This window comes from Citrobacter sp. KTE151 (assembly GCF_000398845.1).
Lineage (GTDB): Bacteria > Pseudomonadota > Gammaproteobacteria > Enterobacterales > Enterobacteriaceae > Citrobacter > Citrobacter braakii.
Genome location: NZ_KB976063.1, coordinates 475,591 through 500,100 on the forward strand (window position 1 = coordinate 475,591; position 24,510 = coordinate 500,100).

Annotated in this window: 20 protein-coding genes; 10 read left to right on the forward strand and 10 right to left on the reverse strand. The window is 55.5% G+C overall.

Annotated elements, in window-relative coordinates; translation table 11 throughout:
- The first annotated feature begins 257 nt into the window (after nt 1-257).
- On the forward strand, nt 258-1,208 hold the full coding sequence (locus tag WC7_RS19095) for a sugar-binding transcriptional regulator (RefSeq protein WP_016152182.1): 951 nt from the start codon (nt 258-260) through the stop codon (nt 1,206-1,208).
- A gap of 82 nt (nt 1,209-1,290) precedes the next feature.
- Here WC7_RS19095 and WC7_RS19090 read toward each other — a convergent pair whose 3' ends face one another.
- The 6 genes from WC7_RS19090 to WC7_RS19065 all read right to left on the reverse strand — a co-directional run bounded on the left by WC7_RS19090 (nt 1,291) and on the right by WC7_RS19065 (nt 8,590).
- The gene (locus tag WC7_RS19090; protein WP_016152183.1) at nt 1,291-2,379 is read right to left on the reverse strand and encodes an ABC transporter permease; all 1,089 of its coding nucleotides are present in this window, start codon (nt 2,377-2,379) and stop codon (nt 1,291-1,293) included.
- Between the two features lies 1 nt (nt 2,380).
- Entirely contained in the window at nt 2,381-3,907 is a 1,527-nt protein-coding gene (locus WC7_RS19085) for a sugar ABC transporter ATP-binding protein (protein WP_016152184.1), read from the reverse strand.
- On the reverse strand, nt 3,907-4,515 hold the full coding sequence (locus WC7_RS19080; RefSeq protein ID WP_016152185.1) for a DUF2291 family protein: 609 nt from the start codon (nt 4,513-4,515) through the stop codon (nt 3,907-3,909). Before WC7_RS19080 ends, WC7_RS19085 begins: the two co-directional genes overlap by 1 nt.
- 11 nt (nt 4,516-4,526) lie before the next feature.
- On the reverse strand, nt 4,527-5,468 hold the full coding sequence (locus WC7_RS19075; protein WP_016152186.1) for a D-ribose ABC transporter substrate-binding protein: 942 nt from the start codon (nt 5,466-5,468) through the stop codon (nt 4,527-4,529).
- Between the two features lie 117 nt (nt 5,469-5,585).
- Nucleotides 5,586-6,248, reverse strand: coding sequence for an enterobactin synthase subunit EntD (gene entD / locus WC7_RS19070; RefSeq protein ID WP_016152187.1), 663 nt, complete (start codon nt 6,246-6,248; stop codon nt 5,586-5,588).
- Between the two features lie 50 nt (nt 6,249-6,298).
- Nucleotides 6,299-8,590, reverse strand: a complete 2,292-nt coding sequence (locus tag WC7_RS19065) for a TonB-dependent siderophore receptor (RefSeq protein WP_016152188.1) — start codon at nt 8,588-8,590, stop codon at nt 6,299-6,301.
- Between the two features lie 253 nt (nt 8,591-8,843).
- Here WC7_RS19065 and fes point away from each other — a divergent pair, with 253 nt between their 5' ends.
- Genes fes through entF form a run of 3 tightly spaced genes read left to right on the forward strand, consistent with a single transcriptional unit; the run spans nt 8,844 to nt 14,197 of the window.
- Nucleotides 8,844-10,061, forward strand: a complete 1,218-nt coding sequence (gene fes, locus WC7_RS19060; protein WP_016152189.1) for an enterochelin esterase — start codon at nt 8,844-8,846, stop codon at nt 10,059-10,061.
- A 30-nt stretch (nt 10,062-10,091) separates the two neighbouring features.
- Nucleotides 10,092-10,310 carry an MbtH family protein gene (locus WC7_RS19055; RefSeq protein WP_016152190.1) on the forward strand — a complete coding sequence of 73 codons (219 nt, stop codon included), beginning with the start codon at nt 10,092-10,094 and terminating at the stop codon, nt 10,308-10,310.
- On the forward strand, nt 10,307-14,197 hold the full coding sequence (gene entF, locus WC7_RS19050; RefSeq protein ID WP_016152191.1) for an enterobactin non-ribosomal peptide synthetase EntF: 3,891 nt from the start codon (nt 10,307-10,309) through the stop codon (nt 14,195-14,197). Before WC7_RS19055 ends, entF begins: the two co-directional genes overlap by 4 nt.
- Before the next feature lie 45 nt (nt 14,198-14,242).
- On the opposite strand, the gene fepC is transcribed toward entF, so the two are convergent.
- The 3 genes from fepC to fepD are packed head-to-tail and all read right to left on the reverse strand — an operon-like array spanning nt 14,243 to nt 17,057.
- Nucleotides 14,243-15,064 (reverse strand): iron-enterobactin ABC transporter ATP-binding protein, encoded by an 822-nt coding sequence (gene fepC, locus WC7_RS19045; protein ID WP_016152192.1) that lies wholly within the window; start codon nt 15,062-15,064, stop codon nt 14,243-14,245.
- A complete protein-coding gene (fepG, locus tag WC7_RS19040; RefSeq protein ID WP_016152193.1) occupies nt 15,061-16,053 on the reverse strand; it encodes an iron-enterobactin ABC transporter permease in 993 nt (330 codons plus the stop codon). The genes fepC and fepG overlap by 4 nt, the downstream gene beginning before the upstream one ends.
- Nucleotides 16,050-17,057 carry a Fe(3+)-siderophore ABC transporter permease gene (gene fepD / locus WC7_RS19035; protein WP_016152194.1) on the reverse strand — a complete coding sequence of 336 codons (1,008 nt, stop codon included), beginning with the start codon at nt 17,055-17,057 and terminating at the stop codon, nt 16,050-16,052. The genes fepG and fepD overlap by 4 nt, the downstream gene beginning before the upstream one ends.
- A gap of 109 nt (nt 17,058-17,166) precedes the next feature.
- Here fepD and entS point away from each other — a divergent pair, with 109 nt between their 5' ends.
- Entirely contained in the window at nt 17,167-18,405 is a 1,239-nt protein-coding gene (gene entS, locus WC7_RS19030; RefSeq protein ID WP_016152195.1) for an enterobactin transporter EntS, read from the forward strand.
- Between the two features lie 58 nt (nt 18,406-18,463).
- Here entS and fepB read toward each other — a convergent pair whose 3' ends face one another.
- Nucleotides 18,464-19,420: a Fe2+-enterobactin ABC transporter substrate-binding protein gene (gene fepB, locus WC7_RS19025; protein ID WP_016152196.1), complete on the reverse strand. Its 957-nt coding sequence runs from the start codon at nt 19,418-19,420 to the stop codon at nt 18,464-18,466.
- 187 nt (nt 19,421-19,607) lie between these two features.
- On the opposite strand from fepB, the gene entC reads away from it, so the two are divergent.
- From entC to entH, 5 genes are read left to right on the forward strand one after another with little or no spacing between them, the layout of a single operon-like run.
- The gene (gene entC, locus WC7_RS19020) at nt 19,608-20,783 is read left to right on the forward strand and encodes an isochorismate synthase EntC (RefSeq protein ID WP_016152197.1); all 1,176 of its coding nucleotides are present in this window, start codon (nt 19,608-19,610) and stop codon (nt 20,781-20,783) included.
- A gap of 33 nt (nt 20,784-20,816) precedes the next feature.
- Nucleotides 20,817-22,427: a (2,3-dihydroxybenzoyl)adenylate synthase EntE gene (entE, locus tag WC7_RS19015; protein WP_016152198.1), complete on the forward strand. Its 1,611-nt coding sequence runs from the start codon at nt 20,817-20,819 to the stop codon at nt 22,425-22,427.
- A gap of 13 nt (nt 22,428-22,440) precedes the next feature.
- Entirely contained in the window at nt 22,441-23,298 is an 858-nt protein-coding gene (locus WC7_RS19010; RefSeq protein WP_016152199.1) for an isochorismatase, read from the forward strand.
- Nucleotides 23,298-24,053, forward strand: coding sequence for a 2,3-dihydro-2,3-dihydroxybenzoate dehydrogenase EntA (gene entA, locus WC7_RS19005; RefSeq protein WP_016152200.1), 756 nt, complete (start codon nt 23,298-23,300; stop codon nt 24,051-24,053). Before WC7_RS19010 ends, entA begins: the two co-directional genes overlap by 1 nt.
- A gap of 2 nt (nt 24,054-24,055) precedes the next feature.
- Nucleotides 24,056-24,469, forward strand: coding sequence for a proofreading thioesterase EntH (gene entH, locus WC7_RS19000; RefSeq protein WP_029139447.1), 414 nt, complete (start codon nt 24,056-24,058; stop codon nt 24,467-24,469).
- Nucleotides 24,470-24,510: the final 41 nt, after the last annotated feature.

A 24,510-nucleotide genomic window follows, 5' to 3' on the forward strand; every position in this document is an offset into this window, starting at 1 on the left:
GCAACTGTCTCTCTACCCACTACGTAATCTGCAGATAAAACAGTCAGTCGTTATTGGTTAGAATAAATATTCACTACTGATTTATTATTCATGATTAAAGATATGCCTTGTCTGGCGGTTTGTCTACGGCTTGTGCCGCCAAATTTTGGAGAAAAGAGAAAAGGATCACACTAACGTGATAACTGGAAAGGTACTGATGACTTGTTATCTATTCAGGTATGAATAAAAATAACAGGCAGTTTATCAGGGGGAATGCCATGTCAAAGCAGGATGAACAGCGGTTGCTGGTTAAGATTGCCACGCTTTACTACGCCGAAAATAAAAAACAGTCTGAAATCGCCACGCTGCTGCATTTGTCGCAGTCCTTTGTCTCCCGTGCTTTAACACGTTGTCAGAAAGAAGGGCTGGTGAAAATCACCGTCGTACAGCCGACCAATATCTTTGTGGCGCTGGAAAAAGCCATTGAAGAGCAGTTTGGTATTCGTCAGGCGATTGTCGTGGATGTCGGCGACAACCCCAGCAATACGCAAATTAAGCATGCTATTGGCAGTGCGGCGGCGCATTACGTTGAAACCCGCTTGCGAGCCGAGGACCTGGTTGGAATTTCCTCCTGGAGTAGCACCATTCGCTGTATGGTCGATGAGATGCACCCGCAAAATATCCGCGCGGCGGGGGTAATCCAACTGCTGGGCGGCGTAGGGCCGAATGGTAACGTGCAGGCCACGATTCTTACGCAACAGTTGGCAGCGCACCTTGGCTGTCCGGCCTGGCTGCTGCCTTCACAAAGTATTGAGCATTCGGTTGAAGAGCGTACACGGTTGGTTAACAGCCCTGACGTTGCCGCGGTGGTTGAAAAGTTTGCTGAAGTGGATGTGGCAATTGTCGGTATTGGCGAACTGGAGCCTTCTCAATTGCTGAAAAACTCAGGCAACTACTACAACGAAGAAATGTTGCGACTGCTCGCCGAGCGCGGCGCAGTAGGCGATATCTGTCTGCATTATTACGATGCAGCAGGTAACCCGGTACTCAGCCATGAGGAAGACCCGGTCATCGGAATGGAGCTTTCGCAGATCCGGGATTGTAACCACGTGATTGCTTTGGCTGGTGGTGTGGAAAAACAGAATGCGATACGCGGGGCATTGCAGGGGAATTATATTGACGTATTGATCACCGACTACCCGACAGCCCGCAGTCTGGTGAAAGGGTGATGTCACGGTGAGTTAAACAATTGACAGCCCCAGGAGACCCCTGGAGCTGTCTGGTTGTGCATATCAGACTTTTCAGAGGGGATTACTGACTTTCCATCGCCGCCTTTTGTGCTACCACCGCGGCTTTTTGCTGCATCCGGTTTTGCATCTGGTCGATGATGACCGCGACGATAATCACGATACCTTTAATCACCATTTGCCAGAACTCGCTGACGCCCATCATCACCAGACCATCGGCCAGAAAACCGATAACGAAAGCGCCAATCAGCGTGCCTAAAATCGTGCCCCGTCCACCGGCCAGTGACGTACCGCCGAGAACCACTGCGGCAATGGCGTTCATCTCAAATGCCGTACCGTTGGCCGGATGGCTGGCGGAAAGCTGTGCCGAGACCACAATTCCAGCAATCGCGGCACACAGTCCGGATAGGGTATACACCCAGATTTTCACCTGTTTTACTTTTACCCCTGACAGCTCAGCAGCGCGTTCGTTATCCCCGATGGCGTAAACGTGGCGACCAAAGGGTAGACGACGAGCGACGTAAGCAATGACCAGTGCCAGCACAATCATCATCCAGATGGCCCACGGAATCCCAAACAGTGTACCGGCACCAATCTCATCAAAACCGGTATTGCCGAGCTGCGGATTGCCGGAAAGCCCGGGAAAGGTTTGCCCATCGGAGGTCAGCATCGCCGCCCCGCGCAAAACGTACATGGTTCCGAGCGTACAAATAAACGGTGCGACGTTATAGTGGGTGATGATCCAACCATTCGCCGCGCCAATCAGCCCACCAATCAACAAGACGACAGGCACAATCACCCAGACGCTGGGGAAAATTGCGATGCCGAACATTGGCAATACAATGCCTTTAGTGATTAGCCATCCTGCGACCATGCCGCACAGCCCAAGCGTAGCGCCAATTGAGAGATCAATCCCGGCGGTAATAATGACAAACGTGATCCCCAGAGCCAGAAAGGCGTTAATGGCGATATGCTTGATCATAATGACCATGCTGCCGCCAGAGAGAAATCCCGGTACGGTGAAGGCAAAGAACCCGACGATTAAAAACAGTGCAATAAAAGTGCGCAGTTTTAGGATTAGCAGCAGGATATTTTCCCGAGAGAAGGCGACTGTGGAGCGAGGCGCGATGGCGGCAGATTGTAGTGTTTTCATATCAGAACCCCTGAGCACTTGCGGTTACCAGCGCCGATTCTTCGGCACGATCGCGGGCGATATCGGCAGTTAGCTTGCCGCCGGACATCACCAGAATGCGGTCAGAAACCGCCATAATTTCTTTTAAATCTGAGGTGGAGAAGACCACAGCAATACCCTGCTGGGAAAGCTGGACCATCATGCGGAACACATCGGCTTTCGCCCCGACATCGATGCCGCGTGTGGGTTCGTCAAGAAATAGAATTTTGGGATTGGTGAGCAGAGAGCGACCAATCACCACTTTTTGCTGGTTCCCCCCGCTCAGCGCCTGAATTTCAACCTCTGGCGAGGAGACTTTTATCGACAGATTGCCAATTGTGCTGGCGACCACGGCCTCTTCATCTTTGCGGGCAATGGCAAAGCCACGTTGCAGACGCCGCCAAAGGCTGGCAATGGTCAGATTGGTGGCGACGGATGAAATGGGGAAAATCCCTGTGCGCTTGCGATCCTCCGGCACCAGACTCATTCCCATACGGATGCGATCGGCGGTGGTTAAGCGCTGCGGGACCGGTTTGCTGTCGAGCCACAGTTTTCCGAGGTAGTTGCGCTCAGTACCTAACAAGCACTCGAACAATTCGGTTCGCCCAGCCCCCATAAGTCCATAGATACCGACAATTTCACCGGCGTGAACGTTAAAGGTGACGTCATTGACGACTGCGCTGCCAGCGGTATTCACGCAGGTGATATGTTCAGCTTCCAGAACCGGAGCTCCAAACGTGCGGCCGGGTTCGAGAAAGTTGCTTACCGGATCACTGCCCAACATCTCACGCACAATCCACGGGACATCGATGTCGATAACCTTGGCTTCGGCTTGAAATTTACCATCGCGTAAAATAGTGATCACATCGCCAATTGCCATCAATTCTTCGAGACGATGGGAGATATAGATTATCGACACGCCCTGGCGAGTAAGTTCACGGATCACGCGAAACAGAATCTCGACTTCAGTTTTACTGAGCGCTGAGGTGGGTTCATCAAGAATCAGGATATCTGCATCTTCAGCCAGTGCTTTGGCGATTTCGACCAGCTGTTGCTGCCCTACTTTGAGATTGCCAACCAGGTCGCGCGGTGATATCGGCTGATCGAGCCGGGTTAATAATTCCGCGGTGCGTTTCTCTTGCTCGGCCTCATTGATGGGGGCCACGCCTTTTTGAATCTCCCGACCGAGGAAAATGTTTTCCGCGACGGTGAGGTTCTCAAACAGGTTTAACTCCTGATGCACCATACCAATTCCATGTGCCGCAGCATCCCGGGTGCTGGCAAAGCGCACGGGATTTCCATTGAGCGACATCTCACCGCTACTGGGTTGCTGAACGCCAGCTAGGATCTTCATCAACGTCGATTTCCCCGCACCATTCTCACCAATAATCACATTCACCTTGCCACGCCAGACCTGATAATCGACGCTGTCCAGCGCAATTGTGCCGGGAAACAGCATTGAAATGGCATGCGTGCGCAGGATGATGTCATCAGCTGAGGTATTGCGCATTAGTGAGCCTCCTGTTCCAGCGTCAGTGCTGCTGCGTTTTCCGCTTTTCCAGCATTCAACGTCACGGCAAACAGCACCGTGGCAGTTTTCCCTTGCCAGCTAGTGTCTACGGCGGGTAACTGTTTCGCCGCTTCACGGTTATAAGCCCGTGACAGTTGGGCAAACTGAACCTGGTTAGTAAAATCTTCAAACTTGAAACCACTGGCATCGCGAATAGCATTGCCACGCATTACCGGGCCAATCTGAATCGTGACGGGCATATCATTGACCCTCACCACGATGGTGTGCTCTCGCCCATTGGTGGTGTCGACGCTATCAATCTGGCTGGTCAGGCGTACAAACACGCTTTCGGGAGCGGGTGAGGGGGCCTTCAGGCGAGTGGTCAGCGCTGAAGCATCCAGAACATGTTGCTGTGCCGCTTCCAGGACGCGGGATTGCCAGGTTTGTTGCGCGATCTGATCGGGAGTCTGGTTGTCGAAACTGGCTTTGGCCTGAGGATCGGCCGGGATAATTGGTTTGCCGTTTTCGTCGAGGTCAACTACCGTACAGGCCGTCAGCAACAGGGTGGCGCATCCAACCAGCGCGGCACCCCATTGTGTTAACGACATAGTGCCTCCGCTTAGTGGCTCAGGTTGAACTTGTTCAGCTTGCTGGCATTGGTTTCGTCAATCAGCACGCAATCCATGAGCTGTTTTTCTTCTTTCTGGGCTTTGCCGTTTTTCAGATAGTAATCCGCCTGCTCAACAGCCATTTGTGCCTGCTGCCAGCCGGGCTGCAGTACTGTCGCTTTAATATTGCTTTTATTAATGATTGAATCGCGGGTGTAGTCGCTGCCATCAAAACCGACCACGATGACATTATTTTTCCCCGCCGCTTTTAATGCGGCTTCTGCACCCAGCGCCATAGTGTCGTTACCTGAGATCACGCCTACGATATCTGGGTTGGTTTGTAGAATGGCTTCCATTCGGGTAAAGGCTTCGGTTTGGCTCCAGTTTGCCGTCTGCTGGGCTACCATTTTCATGTCCGGATAGTCATCGAGTACATCGTGATACCCCTGCGAGCGTACATGGGCGTTGGTGTCGGATTGACGTCCCAGCAGTTCAACGTACTTCCCTTTTCCGTCCAGTAACCTGGCGAACTTCTCTGCGCCGAGCTGTGCGCCTTGATAGTTATTCGACACGATTTGCGCCACCGCGATACCGGTTTTATTGATTTCGCGATCGATCAGAAAAGCAGCTACACCCGCTGCTTTGGCTTTTTCCAGCGGCCCTACGGTGGCATCTGCACCCGCATTATCGAGAATGATCGCTTTTGCTTTACGAGCAATAGCAGTCTCAATCAGTTGGTTTTGTTTATTGACGTCATCATCATGAGAGGCAACCAGCGTGGCGTATCCCAGCTCTTTTGCTTTGGCGACTGCACCGTCGGCTTCGGCTTTAAAAAACGGGTTATCGTGAGAAGGGGTAATAATCGCAATCAGTCCGTTGTCGGCAGCATACAGCGAACCCGATGTGGTAAGGATCGAGGCCAGTAATACGGATTTAATCAAGGTCTTGTTCATCTCTTTCTCCACTTTGAATATTTATTCAAATATGATTTATTATTCAAGTTAACGATAAGTCGAGATAATCGAACTGTCTACGATTTGCGCAGCTAATTTCTTAAAAAGAGAAAAGGATCACGATCCTGATGGTGAGAATGGAAATAACGTCACGATATTTTTATCACGCTGAAACCAATGAACGTTAACTTCTTGATTGCCGAGGTTTGCCGAAAATGACGGCATGATTTGTAATGTTAATTGCTGAGTCGTGAGTGCGGTGATTTTTGCGCTGGTGAAACCTGGTAGCCCCGATGCCTGATTGGAAAACGCCTTATACAGGCTCTCCTTTGCGCTGAATACCAGGGTTAAGGCGAGCGGAAAGGGCAGGCAGGTATGCTGCAAAATCTGATGTTCGTGGTTATCAATAATGCCATCAGCCAGCTCAACTGCGGTTTGTGGTGTAAAAATAGCTTCTATATCCAGCCCAATGGGATGCGTTGATACGACCGCCAGCGCCGTTGTTGCGCTATGGCTGATGCTGCCAAACAGATCCTGCGGCCACAATGGTTGGCGTTGCACACCGATGCCGGGCACGGTTTTGTGGCCAAATTCACACAGTGCGTGGACTGCGGCAATGCGTCCCGCTAAGTGCTCAGCTTTACGTTTACGCCCACTGGAGTGGAGCTGAGTGTGGTGGGGAAGCCAGAGCAGGTCGTGCTCATGGAAAGTGTCGGGATCAAATTCGACAATGTGCAGCGTATGATCTGCGAAAGGGAGCGGGATGTGCGTTGTGTGCATGATTTCTTACGGTTTCCCTCTCCCCGCAGCGAGGAGAGGGAAAAACATTATCAGAAGTGTGTGTTAACGCTCATGAACCACGTCCGGCCCGGTTCGTTATAGGTGTATGCGCCAGCGCCCGCCATGTAATAGCCAGTTTTGTTGTCGCTGGTGGTTTGGGCATTACCTTCACGCCACAGACGTTTGTCGAAGACGTTATCCACGCCGCCGGTCAGGCTGACGTTTTTCGTCACATCCCAGGTCGCACTCAGGCCGACAATGCTGTATGGACTCACTTCCTGGGCTGAACTGCCAGTCACCGGTTTCCCCTGGTAATCGTATTTTTTCGGCTGCTGTTTGCCGTACCAGGTGAAGGTGGATTGCAATGACAGATCTTCGCGTGCCTGCCAGCTCAGGGTTGAGTTCAGCGTGTATTCAGGAATAATCGACAGGCGTTCGCCGGTCTCTTTATTCTTACTTTGCAGCATGTAGGTAATGTTGTTGGTCCAGGTAACGGTCTCGCTAACCGGCACGTTCAACGTCCCTTCCAGACCTTCCACCACCGCTTTAGGCACGTTTTCCCACTGATAGATATCGGTGTAGGTTGTTGTTGTTTTACCTGTGGTCGGGTTTTGCTGGGTAATCGATGTTCTGCTTAACGGTACGGTTCCTGCTTCAATCTTGTTGCGATAATCGTTGCGGAACCAGGTTACTCCGGCCAGCCAGCCATCACGTTTGAACTCCAGACCAATCTCTTTGTTGATACTGGTTTCGGCCTTCAGATCATCGTTGCCCATCATGTAGCAACCAATACCGGTCGCTGAGCCGGTGGCGTAGCAACCCTGACCTTTACTGTACAGAATGTAGTTCGGGTTGAGCTGATACAGGCTTGGCGCTTTATAGGCGCGCGCAATCCCCATCTTCAGGGTGAAGTCATCGCCCAGACCTTGGGACAGGTTCAGGGACGGACTCCAGTTATCGCCCACAATGCTGTGATGATCGAAACGCAAACCTGGCGTCAGCATGGTGCTGTCGGTCAGTTCCATGTTGTTTTCAGCAAACAGAGAGAAAATCTCTGCGTCTGAGTACGGGCTGCGGTTGGTGCTGCTGGACCCTGGAATATCACCGCCCATAAAGGTCTGCGAATTGGACAACATGTCCTTCATGCGCTGCTGGTTCCATTCGGTACCGAGCGTCAGATTTTGGTTAACCAGCAGATCTAACGGAATGCTGATTTCACTGTGCAGCATGACGTCACTCAGGTCGGCGTCGAGGTATTTTTGTGACGCATTCGGGTCGAAAATCCCTTCGGTACCCCCCGCCAGGCCCTCCGGCGTACGGGAGTTGCGCGTATGTTCATACTGCACCCAGTTACTGGTAGTGACGCCGTTATCCCAGCCGCCGTTCCAGGTCAGAGAGTAGTTCTGGCGGTAAAGACGGTTGGTCTCTTTCCCGTAGTTATCTTTCACCAGTTGGTTGGTGTTGGTGTTTTGAGTGTCGCCCGCATACAGGTTGCCCTGACGGCTATAGCCAGCCTCCAGTTCCAGTGACTGGAGCGGGGCGAAATCCCAGCGAACCACGCCGTTAATGTCTTTGTTGATCACCCCTTCACGACCGGCCGGTAAAGTATTTGAATACGTGCCGGTACGTTCTGACTGATGACCCTGGTTGATATCCCACGCGTCGGCCTGGGTTTTATCGAGATTACCGTACAAACGGAAGCTGAAATCCCCGCCCAGCGGACCGTTCAGGCTAAAGTTGGTGCGTTTGGTTGAACCTTCGTCTTTATGTTCCGGGGCGTTGAAATAGGTATCCCAGGAGCCGTGCCATTCGTTGCTGCCTTTTTTGGTGATGATATTCACCACGCCGCCAGCCGCACCGTTGCCATAGCGTGCCGCGGCAGGACCGCGCAGCACTTCAATACGTTCGATCATTTCTGGTGGCACCCAGGCGGTATCGCCGCGGGTATCACGCTCGCCGCGCCAGCCCTGACGCACAGAGTTACGGCTGGTTACCGGTTTGCCGTCGATCAGAATCAGGGTGTTTTCCGGCCCCATGCCGCGAATATCGATTTGGCGGTTGTTGCCGCGTTGACCGCTGGTTGAGTTACCGGTCAGGTTGACGCCTGGCATGGTACGAATGATTTCCGACACATCGCGAGCGGGAGGATTCTTACGAATTTCATCAGCGGTAATGGTTGAAACGCCCGGTGCCTGCAGGTTCTGCTGGGCGGCGGTAACCACGATGGTGTCTTCATGAGAGACAGCGGCGCTATCGGTTTGATCTTCTGCCATCGCTGGCAGGGCTACCCCGTAAATCCCTAAATTGACCAATAAGGCCAGTGAATGAATCTTGTTGTTCATTGTATGTCCTGCTGTTCTTTTAGCCACGAGTACCAATGTGCCGTGGTGCGGCATTTGGTCTGATGTCGCCCGCATCCGCGTAAACCCTCCCTTCCAGAAAAAGTACGCAGTGCCAGGCCGGTTTATAAGTGGTGAAAAACTGTGCGCGCTTCCCACAGCGCGACAATACGCTATTGCAAATGCAAATAGTTATCAATAATATTATCAATATATTTCACGCTAGATCATAAAATTTGACAATAAACATGGGGTTATGGCGGTGACGACGTTAAAGATGGGAAGCGAGGCGTGGTGGCAGTCAAAAAAAGGCCCGGAGTGGGAGCGTGAAGACAACGGAAATTATCGGGTAACCTTCTGGTGGCGCGACCCGCAGGGAACGGAAAAAGAGTCAGCCATTCATCGCGTATGGGTCTATATCACCGGCGTCACCGACCACCATCAAAATGCCACCCCTCAGTCGATGCAACGCATTGACGGAACAAATGTTTGGTGCTGGAGTGTTTCCCTCAGCGCCAACTGGCGCGGCAGTTACTGTTTTATCCCAACAGAACGAAATGATATTTTTGCCGCGCAGACGCCGGGCGAAGCGCCTGACCGAACCGTGCTGCGTGAAGGCTGGCGGCAATTGTTGCCGCAGGCTATTGCCGATCCCCTCAATCCGCAGAGTTGGCAGGGCGGTCGTGGCCATGCGGTGTCTGCGCTGGAAATGCCTGATGCACCCGTACAACCGGGATGGGATCGACCTGAAAACCCCGACTCGCCCGCAGTTTGCCTGCAATGGCGTAGCGCCAGACTCGGCAATACACGCCGCGTGTGGGTGTTTACCACTGGTGAAGCCCAACCGGAAGCGCGTCCGCTGGCCATCCTGCTGGACGGACAGTTTTGGGCACAAAGTATGCCGGTCTGGCCTGCGCTGACTTCACTCACCCATCGCGGACACCTCCCGCCCGCCGTTTATCTCCTGATTGATACCATCGACACGGCTCACCGCAGCCGCGAATTGCCGTGTAATGCGGATTTTTGGTTGGCGGTACAGCAGGAGTTATTGCCGCTGGTGAAGACCACGACCGCGTTCAGTGACGACCCGCAGCGTACCGTCGTCGCCGGGCAAAGTTTTGGCGGGCTGTCATCGCTGTATGCCGGGCTTAACTGGCCCGCGCGCTTTGGCTGCGTGCTCAGCCAGTCAGGCTCTTATTGGTGGCCGCATCGCGGTGGTCATCAGGATGGGGCGATCGTTGAGCAACTGAAGAGCGGAAAGATAAGCGCCCAGGGGCTGCGTATTGTCCTGGAAGCCGGGATCCGCGAGCCCATTATTTATCGCGCAAATCAGGCGCTATATGCCCAGTTACCCTCTGCACCACAGTCTATTTTCTGGCGTCAGGTTGATGGTGGACACGATGCGCTTTGCTGGCGCGGCGGACTGATGCAAGGGCTGATCACGCTCTGGCAACCGCTTACCGACACGATTTAACCGGACGATGTTCCACGACAGGAGTTGAGTATGGAATTCAGTAACCCCTTCGATAATCCGCAGGGCCAGTTTTACATTCTGCAAAATCCCCAACGTCAGTTTAGCCTTTGGCCGCAGCAATGCTCACTTCCTGCTGGCTGGACGGTCGCGTGCGAACCCCAATCACAGGAAGCCTGCCAGCAATGGCTGGATGCAAACTGGACCACGCTGACGCCAGCGAACTACGTCGATGTGCAGGAGGCTCCATGACTCAACGTTTACCGTTAGTTGCGGCTCAGCCGGGGATCTGGATGGCGGAAAAACTCTCCACATTGCCCTCAGCGTGGAGCGTGGCGCACTACGTAGAATTAACCGGCGAACTGGACGCACCGTTGCTGGCGAAAGCGGTAGTGGCGGGTCTTGAGCAGGCCGATACCCTACGGATGCGGTTTAGCGAAGATAACGGCGAGGTCTGGCAATGGGTAGACTCTGCGCTTGCCTTTGCGCCACCAGAAATTATCGATCTGCGCGAAAAATCCGATCCGCATGCGGCAGCGCGCGCCTTGATGCAGGCAGACCTGCAGCAGGACATCCGTGCTGATGGCACTAAGCCGCTGGTTTTTCACCTGCTCATTCAGGTGGGAGAAAAGCGTTGGTATTGGTATCAGCGTTACCATCATCTGCTGGTTGATGGCTTCAGTTTCCCGGCCATTACCCGCCAGATAGCCGCAATTTACCGCGCATGGCTGCATGGCGAGCCCACGCCGGAATCACCTTTTACGCCATTTTCTGAGGTGGTGGAAGAGTATCAACAGTATCGGCAAAGCGATGCCTGGCAACGCGACGGCGCCTTCTGGACCGAGCAGCGAAAGCAACTCCCACCTCCGGCTTCGCTGTCTAACAAACCCCTGCCAGGGCGGTCGGCCAGCGCGGATATTATTCGTCTGAAGTTAACCGCGCCTGAAGGGGAGTTTCGCCGGCTTGCGGCACGTATGCCAGACGTTCAGCGTTCGGATCTGGCCCTTGCGCTGGTGGCGCTGTGGCTCGGACGTTTATGCAGCCGAATGGAATATGCCGCCGGGTTTATCTTTATGCGGCGTATGGGGTCGGCGGCGCTCACGTCCACCGGACCGGTTTTAAACGTCCTGCCATTTGGCGTGCAGTTGAATGCGGCAGAAAGCTTGCCTGCACTTGCCCAACGACTGGCCGCACAGTTGAAGAAAATGCGCCGACATCAGCGATATGATGCTGAGCAAATTGTTCGCGACAGTGGGCGCGCAGCCGGTGCCGAACCGCTGTTTGGCCCGGTACTGAACGTGAAAATATTCGACTATCAACTGAATATTCCTGGCGTTCAGGCGCAAACCCATACGTTGGCGACAGGTCCAGTGAACGATCTGGAGCTGGCGCTGTTCCCGGATGAAAACGGCGGGCTGAGTATTGAAATCCTGGCCAATAAACAGCGCTACGATGCCGCGACGCTGGCGCAACATGCATCACGTTTAACCGCGCTTATCGCGCAGTTTGCCGACAATCCGTCGCTATGCTGCGGCGATGCCGGGATGCTGTTGCCGACAGAACATGAGCGGCTGGCGAAGATTAACGACACGACCGTGGCGATCCCGTCCACCACGCTGAGCGCGCTGGTAGCACAGCAGGCCGATAAAACGCCGGATGCCCCGGCGCTGGCTGATGCCCGCTATCAGTTTAGCTATCGTGAAATGCGCCAACAGGTTGTGGCGCTGGCGCGCCGCCTGCGCGAGCGTGGCGTACAGCCTGGTGACAGCGTTGCCGTGGCATTACCGCGTTCCGTGTTCCTCACGCTGGCGCTGCACGGTATTGTTGAGGCGGGAGCCGCCTGGCTGCCATTGGATACCGGATACCCGGACGATCGCCTGCGGATGATGCTCGAAGACGCGAAGCCAAAATTGTTGATCGCGACCGAAGAGCAACTGGCGCGCTTTAGCGATATTCCGGAGCTGGAAAGTCTGTGCTACAACGCGCCGCTGCCAGAAGAGGATGCTGCACCGCTGGCGCTATCTCAACCTAATCATACGGCCTATATTATTTTTACTTCCGGTTCTACCGGCAGACCAAAAGGGGTGATGGTTGGGCAAACAGCCATCGTTAACCGTTTGCTGTGGATGCAAAATCACTATCCTCTGACCGCGGATGATGTGGTGGCGCAAAAAACGCCGTGCAGTTTTGACGTCTCGGTATGGGAGTTTTTCTGGCCGTTTATTGCCGGGGCAAAACTGGTCATGGCAGAACCTGAAGCGCACCGCGATCCGCTGGCGATGCAGCAGTTCTTTGCGCAGTCAGGGGTGACGACCACGCACTTTGTTCCCTCTATGCTGGCCGCTTTTGTTGCTTCACTGACGCCGGAAACCGCACGGGAGAGCTGTGCCTCGCTGAAACGGGTATTCTGCAGCGGCGAAGCCTTACCTGCAGATTTATGCCGCGAATGGGAACAGTTGACTCATGCGCCACTGCACAATTTATACGGGCCAACGGAAGCGGCAGTCGATGTGAGCTGGTATCCGGCCTGGGGGGACGATCTCGCTGCCGTAACGGGCAATAGCGTGCCGATTGGCTATCCGGTATGGAATACCGGTTTACGGATCCTGGACGCCATGATGCGCCCGGTGCCCTTTGGCGTGGCAGGTGATCTCTATCTGACGGGGATCCAACTGGCGCAAGGATACTTGGGGCGAGCGGATCTAACCGCGAGCCGCTTTATCGCCGATCCATTTAACCCTGGTGAACGCATGTACCGTACCGGGGATGTGGCGCGCTGGCTGGAGAATGGCGCAGTGGAATACCTCGGGCGCAGCGATGACCAGCTTAAAATTCGCGGACAGCGCATTGAGCTCGGTGAGATTGATCGGGTGATGCAGCAACTGCCAGATGTCGAACATGCCGTTGCCCACGCCTGCGTATTCAACCAGGCGGCGGCGACAGGCGGCGATGCACGACAGTTGGTGGGGTATCTGGTGTCGGAATCGGGGTTACCGCTGGATACGTCTGCATTGCGAGAAACTCTGCGTGAAAAACTGCCTGCGCATATGGTGCCGACGGTATTGTTGCAACTGGCGGAGCTGCCGCTGAGTGCAAACGGTAAACTGGATCGTAAAGCGCTGCCGATGCCGCAGTTGACGTCGCGTACGTCAGGACGTGCGCCGCGAGCAGGGACTGAAACCGCCATCGCGCAGTCTTTTGCGGCTTTGCTGGATTGCGAGGTTAATGACGTAGAGGCTGACTTCTTTGCGCTTGGCGGACATTCGCTGCTGGCGATGAAACTGGCAGCGCAGTTGAGCCGGATTTTTGAGCGTCAGGTAACGCCTGGGCAGATAATGGTGGCTTCTACTGTTGAACAACTGAGTGCACTGCTGGAGAGCAATGATGATGAACAGTCGCAGCGTCTGGGATTCGAGACGCTGCTGCCGCTGCGTGAAAGTCATGGACCAACGCTGTTTTGCTTCCATCCGGCGTCGGGTTTCGCCTGGCAGTTTAGCGTGCTGTCGCGTTACCTCAGTCCGCAGTGGTCGATTATTGGCATTCAGTCGCCGCGACCGGATGGCCCTATGCAGACGGCGGAAAACCTTGATGCGGTATGCGAACATCACCTGGCAACGCTGCTCAGCCAGCAGCCTCATGGTCCCTATTATTTATTAGGCTACTCGCTAGGGGGGACGTTGGCGCAGGGAATCGCCGCACGCTTACATGCCAGAGGAGAGACAGTTGCATTCCTGGGGCTGCTGGATACCTGGCCGCCGGAAACGCAAAACTGGCAGGAAAAGGAGGCCAATGGGTTGGATCCCGCGGTACTGGCCGAGATCGAGCGTGAACGTGAAGCGTTTCTGGCAGCGCAGCAGGGGAATGCGTCAGAGGCCTTATTTAATGCTATCGAAGGCAACTACGCCGATGCGGTTCGCCTGCTCACCACGGCACACAGCGTGCCGTTTGCTGGTCACGCCACGCTGTTCGTCGCTGAGCGCACCTTAGTGCCGGGGGTCAGTCCTGAACGCAGTTGGTCACCGTGGATATCCAGTCTGGATGTATATCGTCAGGATTGCGCGCATGTTGATATCATAACCCCTGAAGCGTTTGAGAAGATTGGGCCTGTCATGCGTGACCTGCTCCAAAATATCCAATAAACGTCATCGGGTCAGCGTGTTAAACGCTGACCCGTGTAGTCATCCCTATAGAGATGACTGGGTATGAATTTTCGGTGTACGCCCAAGCGGCACCACTAACGGCGTTCCGGCAACCGGATCGTCGATAATCATACAGCGCAGACCATAGATTTTTTCAATAAGCTGCGCGGTGACGATCTCTTTCGGCGCACCCTCGGCAACAATTTTTCCGTCACGCAGCGCAATCAGATGCGTCGCATAGCGACATGCCTGATTAAGATCGTGCAGAACGGCGGCCAGCGTATACCCTTTCTCCCGGTTTAGCTCACTCAGCAGCTCCAGCAGATCGATCTGATGGCTGATATCCAGCCATGTGGTAGGTTCGTCGAGCAGCATAATCGACGTTTCCTGCGCCAGCACCATCGCAATCCATGCGCGCTGGCGTTGTCCACCGGAAAGGGTATCCACACTTTGTGACGCAAGATGAGTGATTCCCGTCGCCTGCATTGCGTTTGAGACCGCGATTTCATCCTCATTTCGCCAACGGGTAAACAATGGCTGGTGCGGGTAGCGCCCACGGGCAACCAGCTCCTGTACCGTAATATCACCCGGCGTGGTGGCGTTCTGCGCCAACAAACCTATTCTGCGAGCAACCTCTTTGCTGGCATAGTGCTGGATATGCTCGCCGTCGAGCCAGACCTTACCGTGCGCGGGCGTCATCAGACGACTAAGCGTGCGCAGTAGTGTTGATTTTCCGCAGCCGTTTGGCCCGATAATTGCGGTGAAGTGACCGTCTGGAATCGACACATTGAGGTTTTCCGCTACGGTAAATTTGCCATAACCCAGCGTTAACTGGTCGCCACGCAAACGGGCTACTGATTCGATCATTTTTTGCGGGACTCCTGAATTAACAAGACGATAAGATAAATACCGCCGAGGCTTACGGTGACAACGCCCACCGGAAGCTGATAAGGCATAAACAGCTGTTGGGCGCATAAATCCGCCATCAACAGCAGCAACGCGCCACACAGCGCCGACAGGGTTAATCCCCAGCGCGATGTGCCGCTAATCCGCCGCGCGATATGTGGGGCGACAAGGGCAATAAACGAGATAGGGCCAGCCAGCGCGGTGGCGGCAGCGGTCAGTACAACCGCAACCAGCATCATCATCAGACGTGAGCGCTCTACGCTGACGCCAAGCGCACAGGCGCTGTCATCACCCATTTCCAGTAAACGCATTCGGCGCACCAGCAGCGTGGCGCACACCAGCATAAGGATAATCAGTGGGGCAGAAGGCCAGGTTTTGGCCCAGGTCAGGCCATTGAGCGATCCGGCGTTCCACAGTCCGGCGGTCAGCGCGGTTTCTAATGATGCCTTCAGCAGTAGCCAGGTGTTGAACGCAACCAGCATGGCGCGTATGCCGATCCCAATAATAATCAGCCGGAAGGTGTCGATACCATTGCGCCAGGCGAGCGCCCAGACCACCAGAGACGTCAGGACCCCGCCAACCATGGCCGCAAGCGCGATAGCGGTGAGATGCTGTCCGAACAGCACCATTGCCACCAGCACACCGCTCCAGGCACCGGTATTGAAACCCATCACATCCGGGCTGCCCAGCGGGTTGCGCATCAGCGACTGGAATATTGCACCGCTCACGCCGAGCGCCGCGCCTATCAATAGCGCCATCAGCACGCGTGGCAAACGCCATTCGGTCACCACCAGCGTAATACTGCGCGGCGCATCGCCAAGCAGAGCGGCAATAATTTGCTGGGTTTCCAGCGTCACGACGCCGCTACGCAGGCTCCACAAGCCAACGGCGAGACAACCTACAACCAGCAGCAGGCTGCTGACTATCAGGCGGCGGGAGAGGTGCATCATGCGCCACCCCCGCGCGGTTTCCGGCGTACCAGAAAGATAAGCACCGGCGCGCCGATAAATGCGCTGACCACTGAAACGCGCAGTTCGCCGGGGACAATCAGGCGACCGATGATATCGGCAATTAGCAACAGAGAGGGGGTTGCCAGCAGGGTAACGGGCAGCGACCAACGGTGATCTGCCCCCACCAGCCAGCGCGCCATATGCGGCATCATCAGGCCGATAAAGGCGATAGGGCCGACAATCGCGGTCGCACTGCCGCACAGTACGGTAATCACCAACAGGCCAATAAACTGCGTGCGAGCGACTTTGCTGCCAAGCGCGGTGGCGGTGTCGCTCCCGAGGCTCAGGCTATTCAGAGCACGGCTAAGGAACAACGCGACAGCCGCGGCAATCAGTACCGGCACCAGGACGACCTTCAGCGTTTGCAGGCTGCGGATATCCAATGAACCGGCCTGCCAGAAACGCAACTGATCGTAGACATCCGGGTTGAGCAGGGCGATTCCGGTGGATAATCCTTCCAGCACCGCGCCCAGCGCAACGCCCGCCAGCGTCAGACGCACCGGGCTTAACTGCCCGCCGCCCTGGCTGCCGGTAAAGGCCACTATAAGCGACGCGGCCAGCGCCCCGGAAAAGGCCATCAGCAGTTGCTCTTGCGCAGAGGAAAAGCCGAACAGTGCGGCTCCCAGCACAATAGCGAAGCTGGCACCGGAGTTAACGCCCAGAATACCGGGATCGGCGAGAGGGTTACGCGTGAGCGTTTGCATTAATGCACCAGCCAGACCCAGCGCCCCACCGGCGAGCAGCCCCGCCAGCGTGCGCGGCAGTCGCGCGTCCAGCACGATGGTGCAATCAGCGCTTTGACAACTGCCGGTAAGTGCATCCAGCACCACGGAGGCAGGTAGCGACTTGGCGCCAATAACCAGACTTAATACCGTGGTGAGAACAAGTAATAACAATAGTCCGGGCACGGCGAAGGCACGTGTCGCGGAAACAGAGCATGACATATCAACTTCCCTGATAATGATAGTAATTATCGTTATCGATCTTATTTGGATATGTTAGCATGTGCAGCCATCGAATGGATATTGAAAAAGTACCTGGTAAGGCTCTGTAATGAATCGACAATCCTGGCTGCTCAATCTCAGCCTGTTAAAGACCCACCCTGCATTTCGCGCCGTCTTCCTCGCCCGTTTTATTTCCATTGTCTCTCTGGGGCTACTCGGCGTGGCGGTTCCGGTACAGATCCAGATGATGACCCAGTCGACCTGGCAGGTCGGTTTGTCAGTAACGTTGACCGGCAGCGCAATGTTTATTGGTCTGATGGTGGGCGGGGTGCTGGCCGACCGCTATGAGCGTAAAAAAGTGATCCTGTTGGCTCGTGGAACCTGCGGAATCGGCTTTATTGGTCTGTGTCTGAATGCGCTGCTGCCCGAACCGTCGTTACTGGCGATTTATTTGCTTGGCTTATGGGACGGTTTCTTTGCCTCGCTGGGCGTGACCGCGTTGCTGGCGGCTACACCGGCGCTGGTTGGGCGGGAGAATTTGATGCAGGCCGGGGCGATTACCATGCTGACGGTACGTCTGGGTTCGGTTATTTCGCCGATGCTTGGCGGAGTATTGCTCGCTACCGGTGGCGTGGCCTGGAACTACGGTCTGGCGGCGGCGGGCACTTTCATTACCTTGCTGCCGTTGCTGAGCCTTCCCGCGCTGCCGCCTCCGCCGCAGCCGCGCGAGCATCCGCTAAAATCGCTGCTGGCAGCATTTCGCTTTCTGCTTGCCAGCCCGCTGATTGGCGGCATTGCGCTGCTTGGCGGTCTGTTGACTATGGCGAGCGCCGTGCGCGTGTTGTATCCCGCGTTGGCGATTAACTGGCAAATGTCGAGTGCGCAAATAGGTCTGCTGTATGCGGCCATTCCTCTTGGCGCGGCGGTGGGCGCGTTGACCAGCGGGCAACTGGCGCACAGCGTGCGTCCGGGACTGATCATGCTGGTATCGACCGTGGCTTCGTTCCTGGCTATCGGTCTGTTTGGGTTGATGCCGGTCTGGGAGCTTGGCGTTGTCTGCCTGGCGCTGTTCGGCTGGCTGAGTGCGGTCAGCTCTTTGTTGCAGTACACCCTGTTACAGACGCAGACGCCAGAAGCGATGCTCGGGCGAATTAACGGTTTGTGGACTGCGCAGAACGTTACAGGAGATGCGATCGGCGCGGCGCTGTTAGGGGGATTGGGGGCGATGATGACACCGGTTGCTTCGGCAAGCGTAAGTGGGTTTGGGCTGGTGATTGTCGGTCTGCTACTGCTGCTGTTGCTGGGAGAAGTGCGCCGATTCCGACAAATGCCTGTGAATGCCGGATAGCGTTGTCCTCTACGGTTTGTAGGCCGGATAAGGCGTTAGCCGTATCCGGCGCTGGCGATTAAAAGAGAGCTGACAGACGTTGCAGCAGCAAGGTCGCGCTGTAGTAGTCGAGACGGAAGGTTTCCGTACCCAGGGCGTAAACACGTTTATTCTGCACGGCAGGCAGATGCGCCAGCAGCGGATTAGCATAAATGGCGTCGGCATCTTTGTTGTCGCCAGCGAACAGGAACAGCGCTTCGCCGTTCAGGCCTGCCGCCAGGTTCTCACCGCCAAGCTGGATGATATCGTGGCGTTTGCCCTGACTCTGGCTGGTGTGCAATCCGGCAGGCAGCGGTGCCAGGGTGAAACCTAACTGCTCCATCAGCTTGCCCTGCGCCGACTCAGGCGTCCACAGGTTGGCGCTGTGCGCTGCAGCGGTGTACACCAGCGCGCTGACCGGTTGCGGCGGCAGGGTAATACGCTGCTTGACCGCCTGCAGTTGCTTATCAAACTCGGCAATACGCGCAGCAGCCTGTTGCTCCTGACCGGTAATTTCACCTAACTGCGTCAGCAGAGACTGCCAGCTTTTGTCGTCGTAATTAATGATTAGCGTTGGCGCAATGGTGGACAACTGATCGTATAGCGCGAGGGCTGAATCTCCCCCGGTGGCGCTGATCAGAATCAGATCCGGCATTTGCGCTGCCACGGCCTCAGCGCTCGGTTCGCCGATATACAGGCGGCTCAGTTTGCGCGCTTTTGCCACTTCGCTCCACTGGCGTAAAAAGCCCTGTGCATCGCCGATGCGATTGTTCGGCGTAGTAGCGCCGCTGGCGATGACCGGGGCATCAATTGCCAGCAGCGAGCCGGTGAGGGTGACGCTGGTGGAGACAATTCGCTGCGGCTTATGTTCCAGCGTATGCGTACCACGACTGTCGGTAACCTGACGCGGCCAGTCGGCGGCATAACCTGAAGAAATTCCTGAAATAGACAAACCTGCCAGTAAGAGCACGGTGCGGCAAAAAGAGGGGAGACTCACGAATCAGCATCCTGTTATCAGTATAAGTAATGCTTCTCATTTTCATTGTTAGTGGACAAGGATGCAAGCCAAAGTCGCACATTGTGCTGCCACAAGAGTTGACATACCGCCGCTTTGCTTTTAGGTTAGCGACCGAAAATATAAATGATAATCATTATTAGAGCTTTTATCATTTTTGGAGGATGATATGGAAACGTCACTGGCTGAGGAAAAAACGCAGACTATGCCGACGCTCGCTCCCGACAGTTTTTTCTTTATGTCGCCGTACCGTAGTTTTACGACGTCAGGATGCTTCGCCCGCTATGCGGAACCGGCAATTGATGGCGATTCGCCAGACAGCCCTTTCCAACAGAAAATGCATGCACTGTTTGCTGATGCCAAAGCGCAGGGTATCGCTAACCCCATCATGGTCGGGGCGATTCCTTTTGACACCCGCCAGCCGTCATCGCTGTTTATTCCCCAGTCGTGGCAGACGTTCTCCCGAACGGCGAAGCAGCAATCATCTCGTTACTTTAACGCGCATCAGTCGCTGAACGTTGTTGAACGTAAATCGATCCCGGAACAGAACTTCTTTGAAGATATGGTCGCTCGCGCGGCTGCGCTGACGGCAACCCCGGAAGTCGACAAAGTGGTGTTGTCACGCCTGATCGATATCACCGCTGATGCCAATATTGACAGCGGGGCGCTGCTGGAGCGCCTGGTGGCGCAAAATCCGGCGAGCTACAACTTCCACGTCCCCCTTGAAGACGGTGGCGTATTGATTGGCGCCAGTCCGGAACTGCTGTTACGCAAAGAAGGCGATCGTTTCAGCTCATTACCGCTGGCAGGCTCGGCACGTCGTCAACCGGACGATGTGCTGGACCGTGAGGCGGGCATCCGCCTGCTGGCGTCCGAAAAGGATCGCCATGAGCACGAACTGGTGACGCAGGCCATGAAAAATGTCCTGCGCGATCGCAGCCGTGAACTGCAACTCCCTTCTTCTCCGCAACTGGTCACCACGCCTACGCTCTGGCACCTCGGCACGCCGTTTGAAGGTAAAGCCAACGCGCAAGAAAACGCCCTGACGCTCGCGTGCCTGCTGCATCCGACGCCTGCGCTGAGCGGCTTCCCGCATCAGGTTGCGCGCAAACTGATCGCCGAGCTGGAGCCGTTCGATCGCGAACTGTTCGGTGGCATTGTCGGCTGGTGTGATGCCCAAGGCAACGGCGAATGGGTGGTGACGATCCGTTGTGCGAAGCTGCTGCGTAATCAGGTACGTTTCTTTGCCGGTGCCGGGATTGTTCCGGCTTCGTCCCCGGTTGCGGAATGGCGTGAAACGGGAGCCAAACTCTCCACGATGTTGAATGTTTTTGGACTGCATTAAGAGCCTTATTGACCAGGCCTCTAAGGAGCGATAATGAGTATTCCTTTCACCCGTTGGCCGGAGGAGTTTGCCCGCCGCTATCGTGAAAAAGGTTACTGGCAGGATTTGCCGCTGACCGACATTCTTACCCGTCACGCCGACAGCGATCATACAGCGGTGATCGATGGCGAACGCCACCTGAGCTATCGCCAACTGAATCAGGCCACTGACAATCTCGCCTGCAGCCTGCGCCGTCAGGGGATCAAACCCGGCGAAACCGCGCTGGTGCAACTGGGCAACGTGGCTGAGCTGTATATCACTTTCTTTGCGCTGCTCAAGCTGGGTGTAGCCCCGGTGCTGGCATTATTCAGCCATCAGCGTAACGAACTTAACGCCTATGCCAAACAGATTGAACCGGCGCTGCTGATTGCCGATCGTCAGCATGCGCTGTTTAGCGGAGACGATTTTCTTAACGCTTTTGTGGCTGAACACAATTCAGTGCGCGTGGTGCAACTGCGCAATGATGAAGGTGAACACAACCTGCAAACGGCGATAAGCCAGCCTGCGACTGATTTTTCCGCCACGCCATCGCCTGCTGATGAGGTGGCCTATTTCCAGCTTTCTGGTGGGACTACCGGGACGCCAAAGCTGATTCCTCGTACCCATAACGATTACTACTACAGCGTGCGTCGCAGCAATGAGATTTGCCGCTTCACCGGGGAAACGCGTTATTTATGCGCGATCCCGGCGGCGCATAACTACGCGATGAGTTCGCCTGGCGCGTTGGGGGTATTCCTGGCTGGCGGCACCGTCGTGCTGGCGGCTGACCCGAGCGCCACCCTGTGCTTCCCTCTGATTGAACAGCATCAGGTTAACGTCACGGCGCTAGTGCCGCCAGCGGTGAGCCTGTGGCTGCAGGCAATTGCGGAGTGGGGGAGCAATGCGCAATTGGCTTCGCTGAAGCTGCTACAGGTCGGTGGGGCTCGGCTTTCCGCCTCGCTTGCGGCGCGTATTCCGGCGGAGATTGGCTGCCAGCTGCAGCAGGTCTTCGGCATGGCGGAAGGGCTGGTGAACTACACCCGTCTGGACGACAGTCCTGAACGCATCATTAATACCCAGGGCCGCCCGATGTGTCCCGATGATGAAGTCTGGGTAGCAGACGCTGACGGCAACCCTTTAGCCGAGGGAGAAACCGGGCGCCTGATGACGCGTGGCCCATACACCTTCCGCGGTTACTTCAAAAGTCCTGAGCACAATGCCAGCGCCTTTGACGCCAACGGTTTTTACTGCTCTGGCGATCTGATCGCCATCGATCGAGATGGCTACATCACCGTCCAGGGACGTGAGAAGGATCAGATCAACCGCGGTGGAGAAAAGATCGCTGCAGAAGAGATTGAAAACCTGCTGCTGCGCCACCCGATGGTGATCCATGCCGCGCTGGTCAGTATGGATGACGAACTGATGGGCGAGAAAAGCTGTGCCTGGTTGGTGGTAAAAGAGCCGCTGCGAGCGGTGCAGGTGCGTCGTTTTCTACGCGAACAGGGCGTAGCGGAATTTAAATTACCTGACCGCGTGGAGTGCGTTGAGTCGTTACCGCTGACTCCGGTTGGGAAAGTAGATAAAAAACAATTACGTCAGTGGCTGGCATCACGTTCACTGGCCTGAAGGAGAATAAGAGATGGCAATTCCTAAACTGCAGGCTTATGCGCTACCCACGGCGCTTGATGTTCCGGTGAACAAAGTGGACTGGGCGTTTGACCCCGAACGCGCCGCACTGCTGATCCACGACATGCAGGACTATTTTATCGGTTTTTGGGGCGATAACTGCCCGATGATGGAGCAGGTCGTCGCTAACATCGCCGCACTGCGTCAGTACTGCAAAGAGCATAACATTCCGGTGTATTACACCGCTCAGCCGAAAGAACAGAGTGATGAAGACCGCGCTCTGCTCAATGATATGTGGGGACCGGGACTGACGCGTTCGCCGGAACAGCAGAAAATCGTTGAGGCGCTGGCGCCGGATGAAGCGGATACCATTCTGGTGAAATGGCGTTACAGCGCATTTCATCGCTCCCCGCTGGAACAGATGCTTAAGGAAACCGGACGTAATCAACTGATCATTACCGGCGTGTATGCACATATTGGCTGTATGACCACCGCAACGGACGCCTTTATGCGCGACATCAAGCCGTTTATGGTTGCCGATGCGTTGGCAGACTTTAGCCGTGACGAACATCTGATGTCGCTGAAATACGTGGCGGGACGCTCCGGGCGTGTGGTGATGACTCAGGAATTATTACCGACGCCGGTACCGGCCAGCAAAGATGCGTTACGCAGCATTATTCTGCCGCTGCTCGATGAGTCCGAAGAACCGATGGATGACGAAAACCTGATCGACTACGGACTGGATTCCGTGCGCATGATGGCGCTGGCGGCGCGCTGGCGTAAGGTTCATGGCGATATTGACTTCGTGATGCTGGCGAAAAACCCGACCATTGACGCCTGGTGGACGCTGCTCTCTCGCGAGGTGAAGTAATGTCAGGATTTGACTTCGCAGGGAAAACCGTCTGGGTAACCGGCGCGGGAAAAGGGATTGGCTACACCACCGCGCTGGCGTTTGTGAAAGCGGGTGCTGAGGTGACAGGATTCGATCGTGAATTTTCTCAGAATAACTACCCGTTTGCCACCGAAGTGCTGGATGTGGCGAATGCTGAACTGGTGGCTGAGGTGTGTCAGCGCGTCCTGCAAACGCGCGAGCGGTTGGATGTGTTGGTCAATGCGGCGGGTATTTTGCGTATGGGGGCCACCGATGCGCTGAGCATTGAGGAGTGGCAGCAGACGTTTGCGGTTAACGTTGGTGGGGCGTTCAATCTGTTTCAACAGACGATGGCGCAGTTTCGTCGCCAGCAGGGCGGGGCAATCGTGACCGTCGCGTCGGATGCGGCGCACACGCCGCGTATCGGTATGAGCGCATACGGTGCGTCAAAAGCCGCGCTGAAAAACCTGGCACTGACCGTCGGACTTGAACTGGCAGGCAGCGGTGTGCGTTGCAATGTGGTTTCGCCAGGCTCGACCGATACCGACATGCAGCGTACGTTGTGGGTCAGCGATGATGCGGAGCAACAGCGCATTCGTGGGTTTGGCGAGCAGTTTAAGCTCGGCATTCCGCTGGGGAAAATCGCTCGTCCACAGGAAATCGCTAACACGATTTTATTCCTCGCTTCCGATCTGGCGAGCCACATTACGCTTCAGGATATCGTGGTGGACGGCGGCTCCACGCTGGGGGCATGACGATGATCTGGAAACGTCATTTAACGCTGGATGAACTGAATGCCACCAGTCAGAACACGATGGTGGCGCATTTAGGCATGGTCTATACCCGACTGGGGGATGATGTGCTGGAAGCAGAAATGCCGGTGGATAGCAGGACGCATCAGCCGTTTGGTCTGCTGCACGGCGGCGCGTCGGCGGCCCTGGCGGAAACATTGGGTTCGATGGCGGGTTATCTGATGACTCGCGACGGACAGTGTGTGGTGGGTACGGAACTGAACGCCACGCACCATCGGGCGGTTGCGCAGGGGAAAGTGCGCGGCGTTTGCCAGCCGTTGCACCTCGGGCGTCAGAGTCAAAGCTGGGAAATCGTCATCTTTGATGAGCAGGGACGACGCTGTTGTACCTGTCGTTTAGGCACTGCGGTGATGGGGTGAGTCGCCCGACAAAGTAAAATGAAATTGCAGGGTTAACGGCT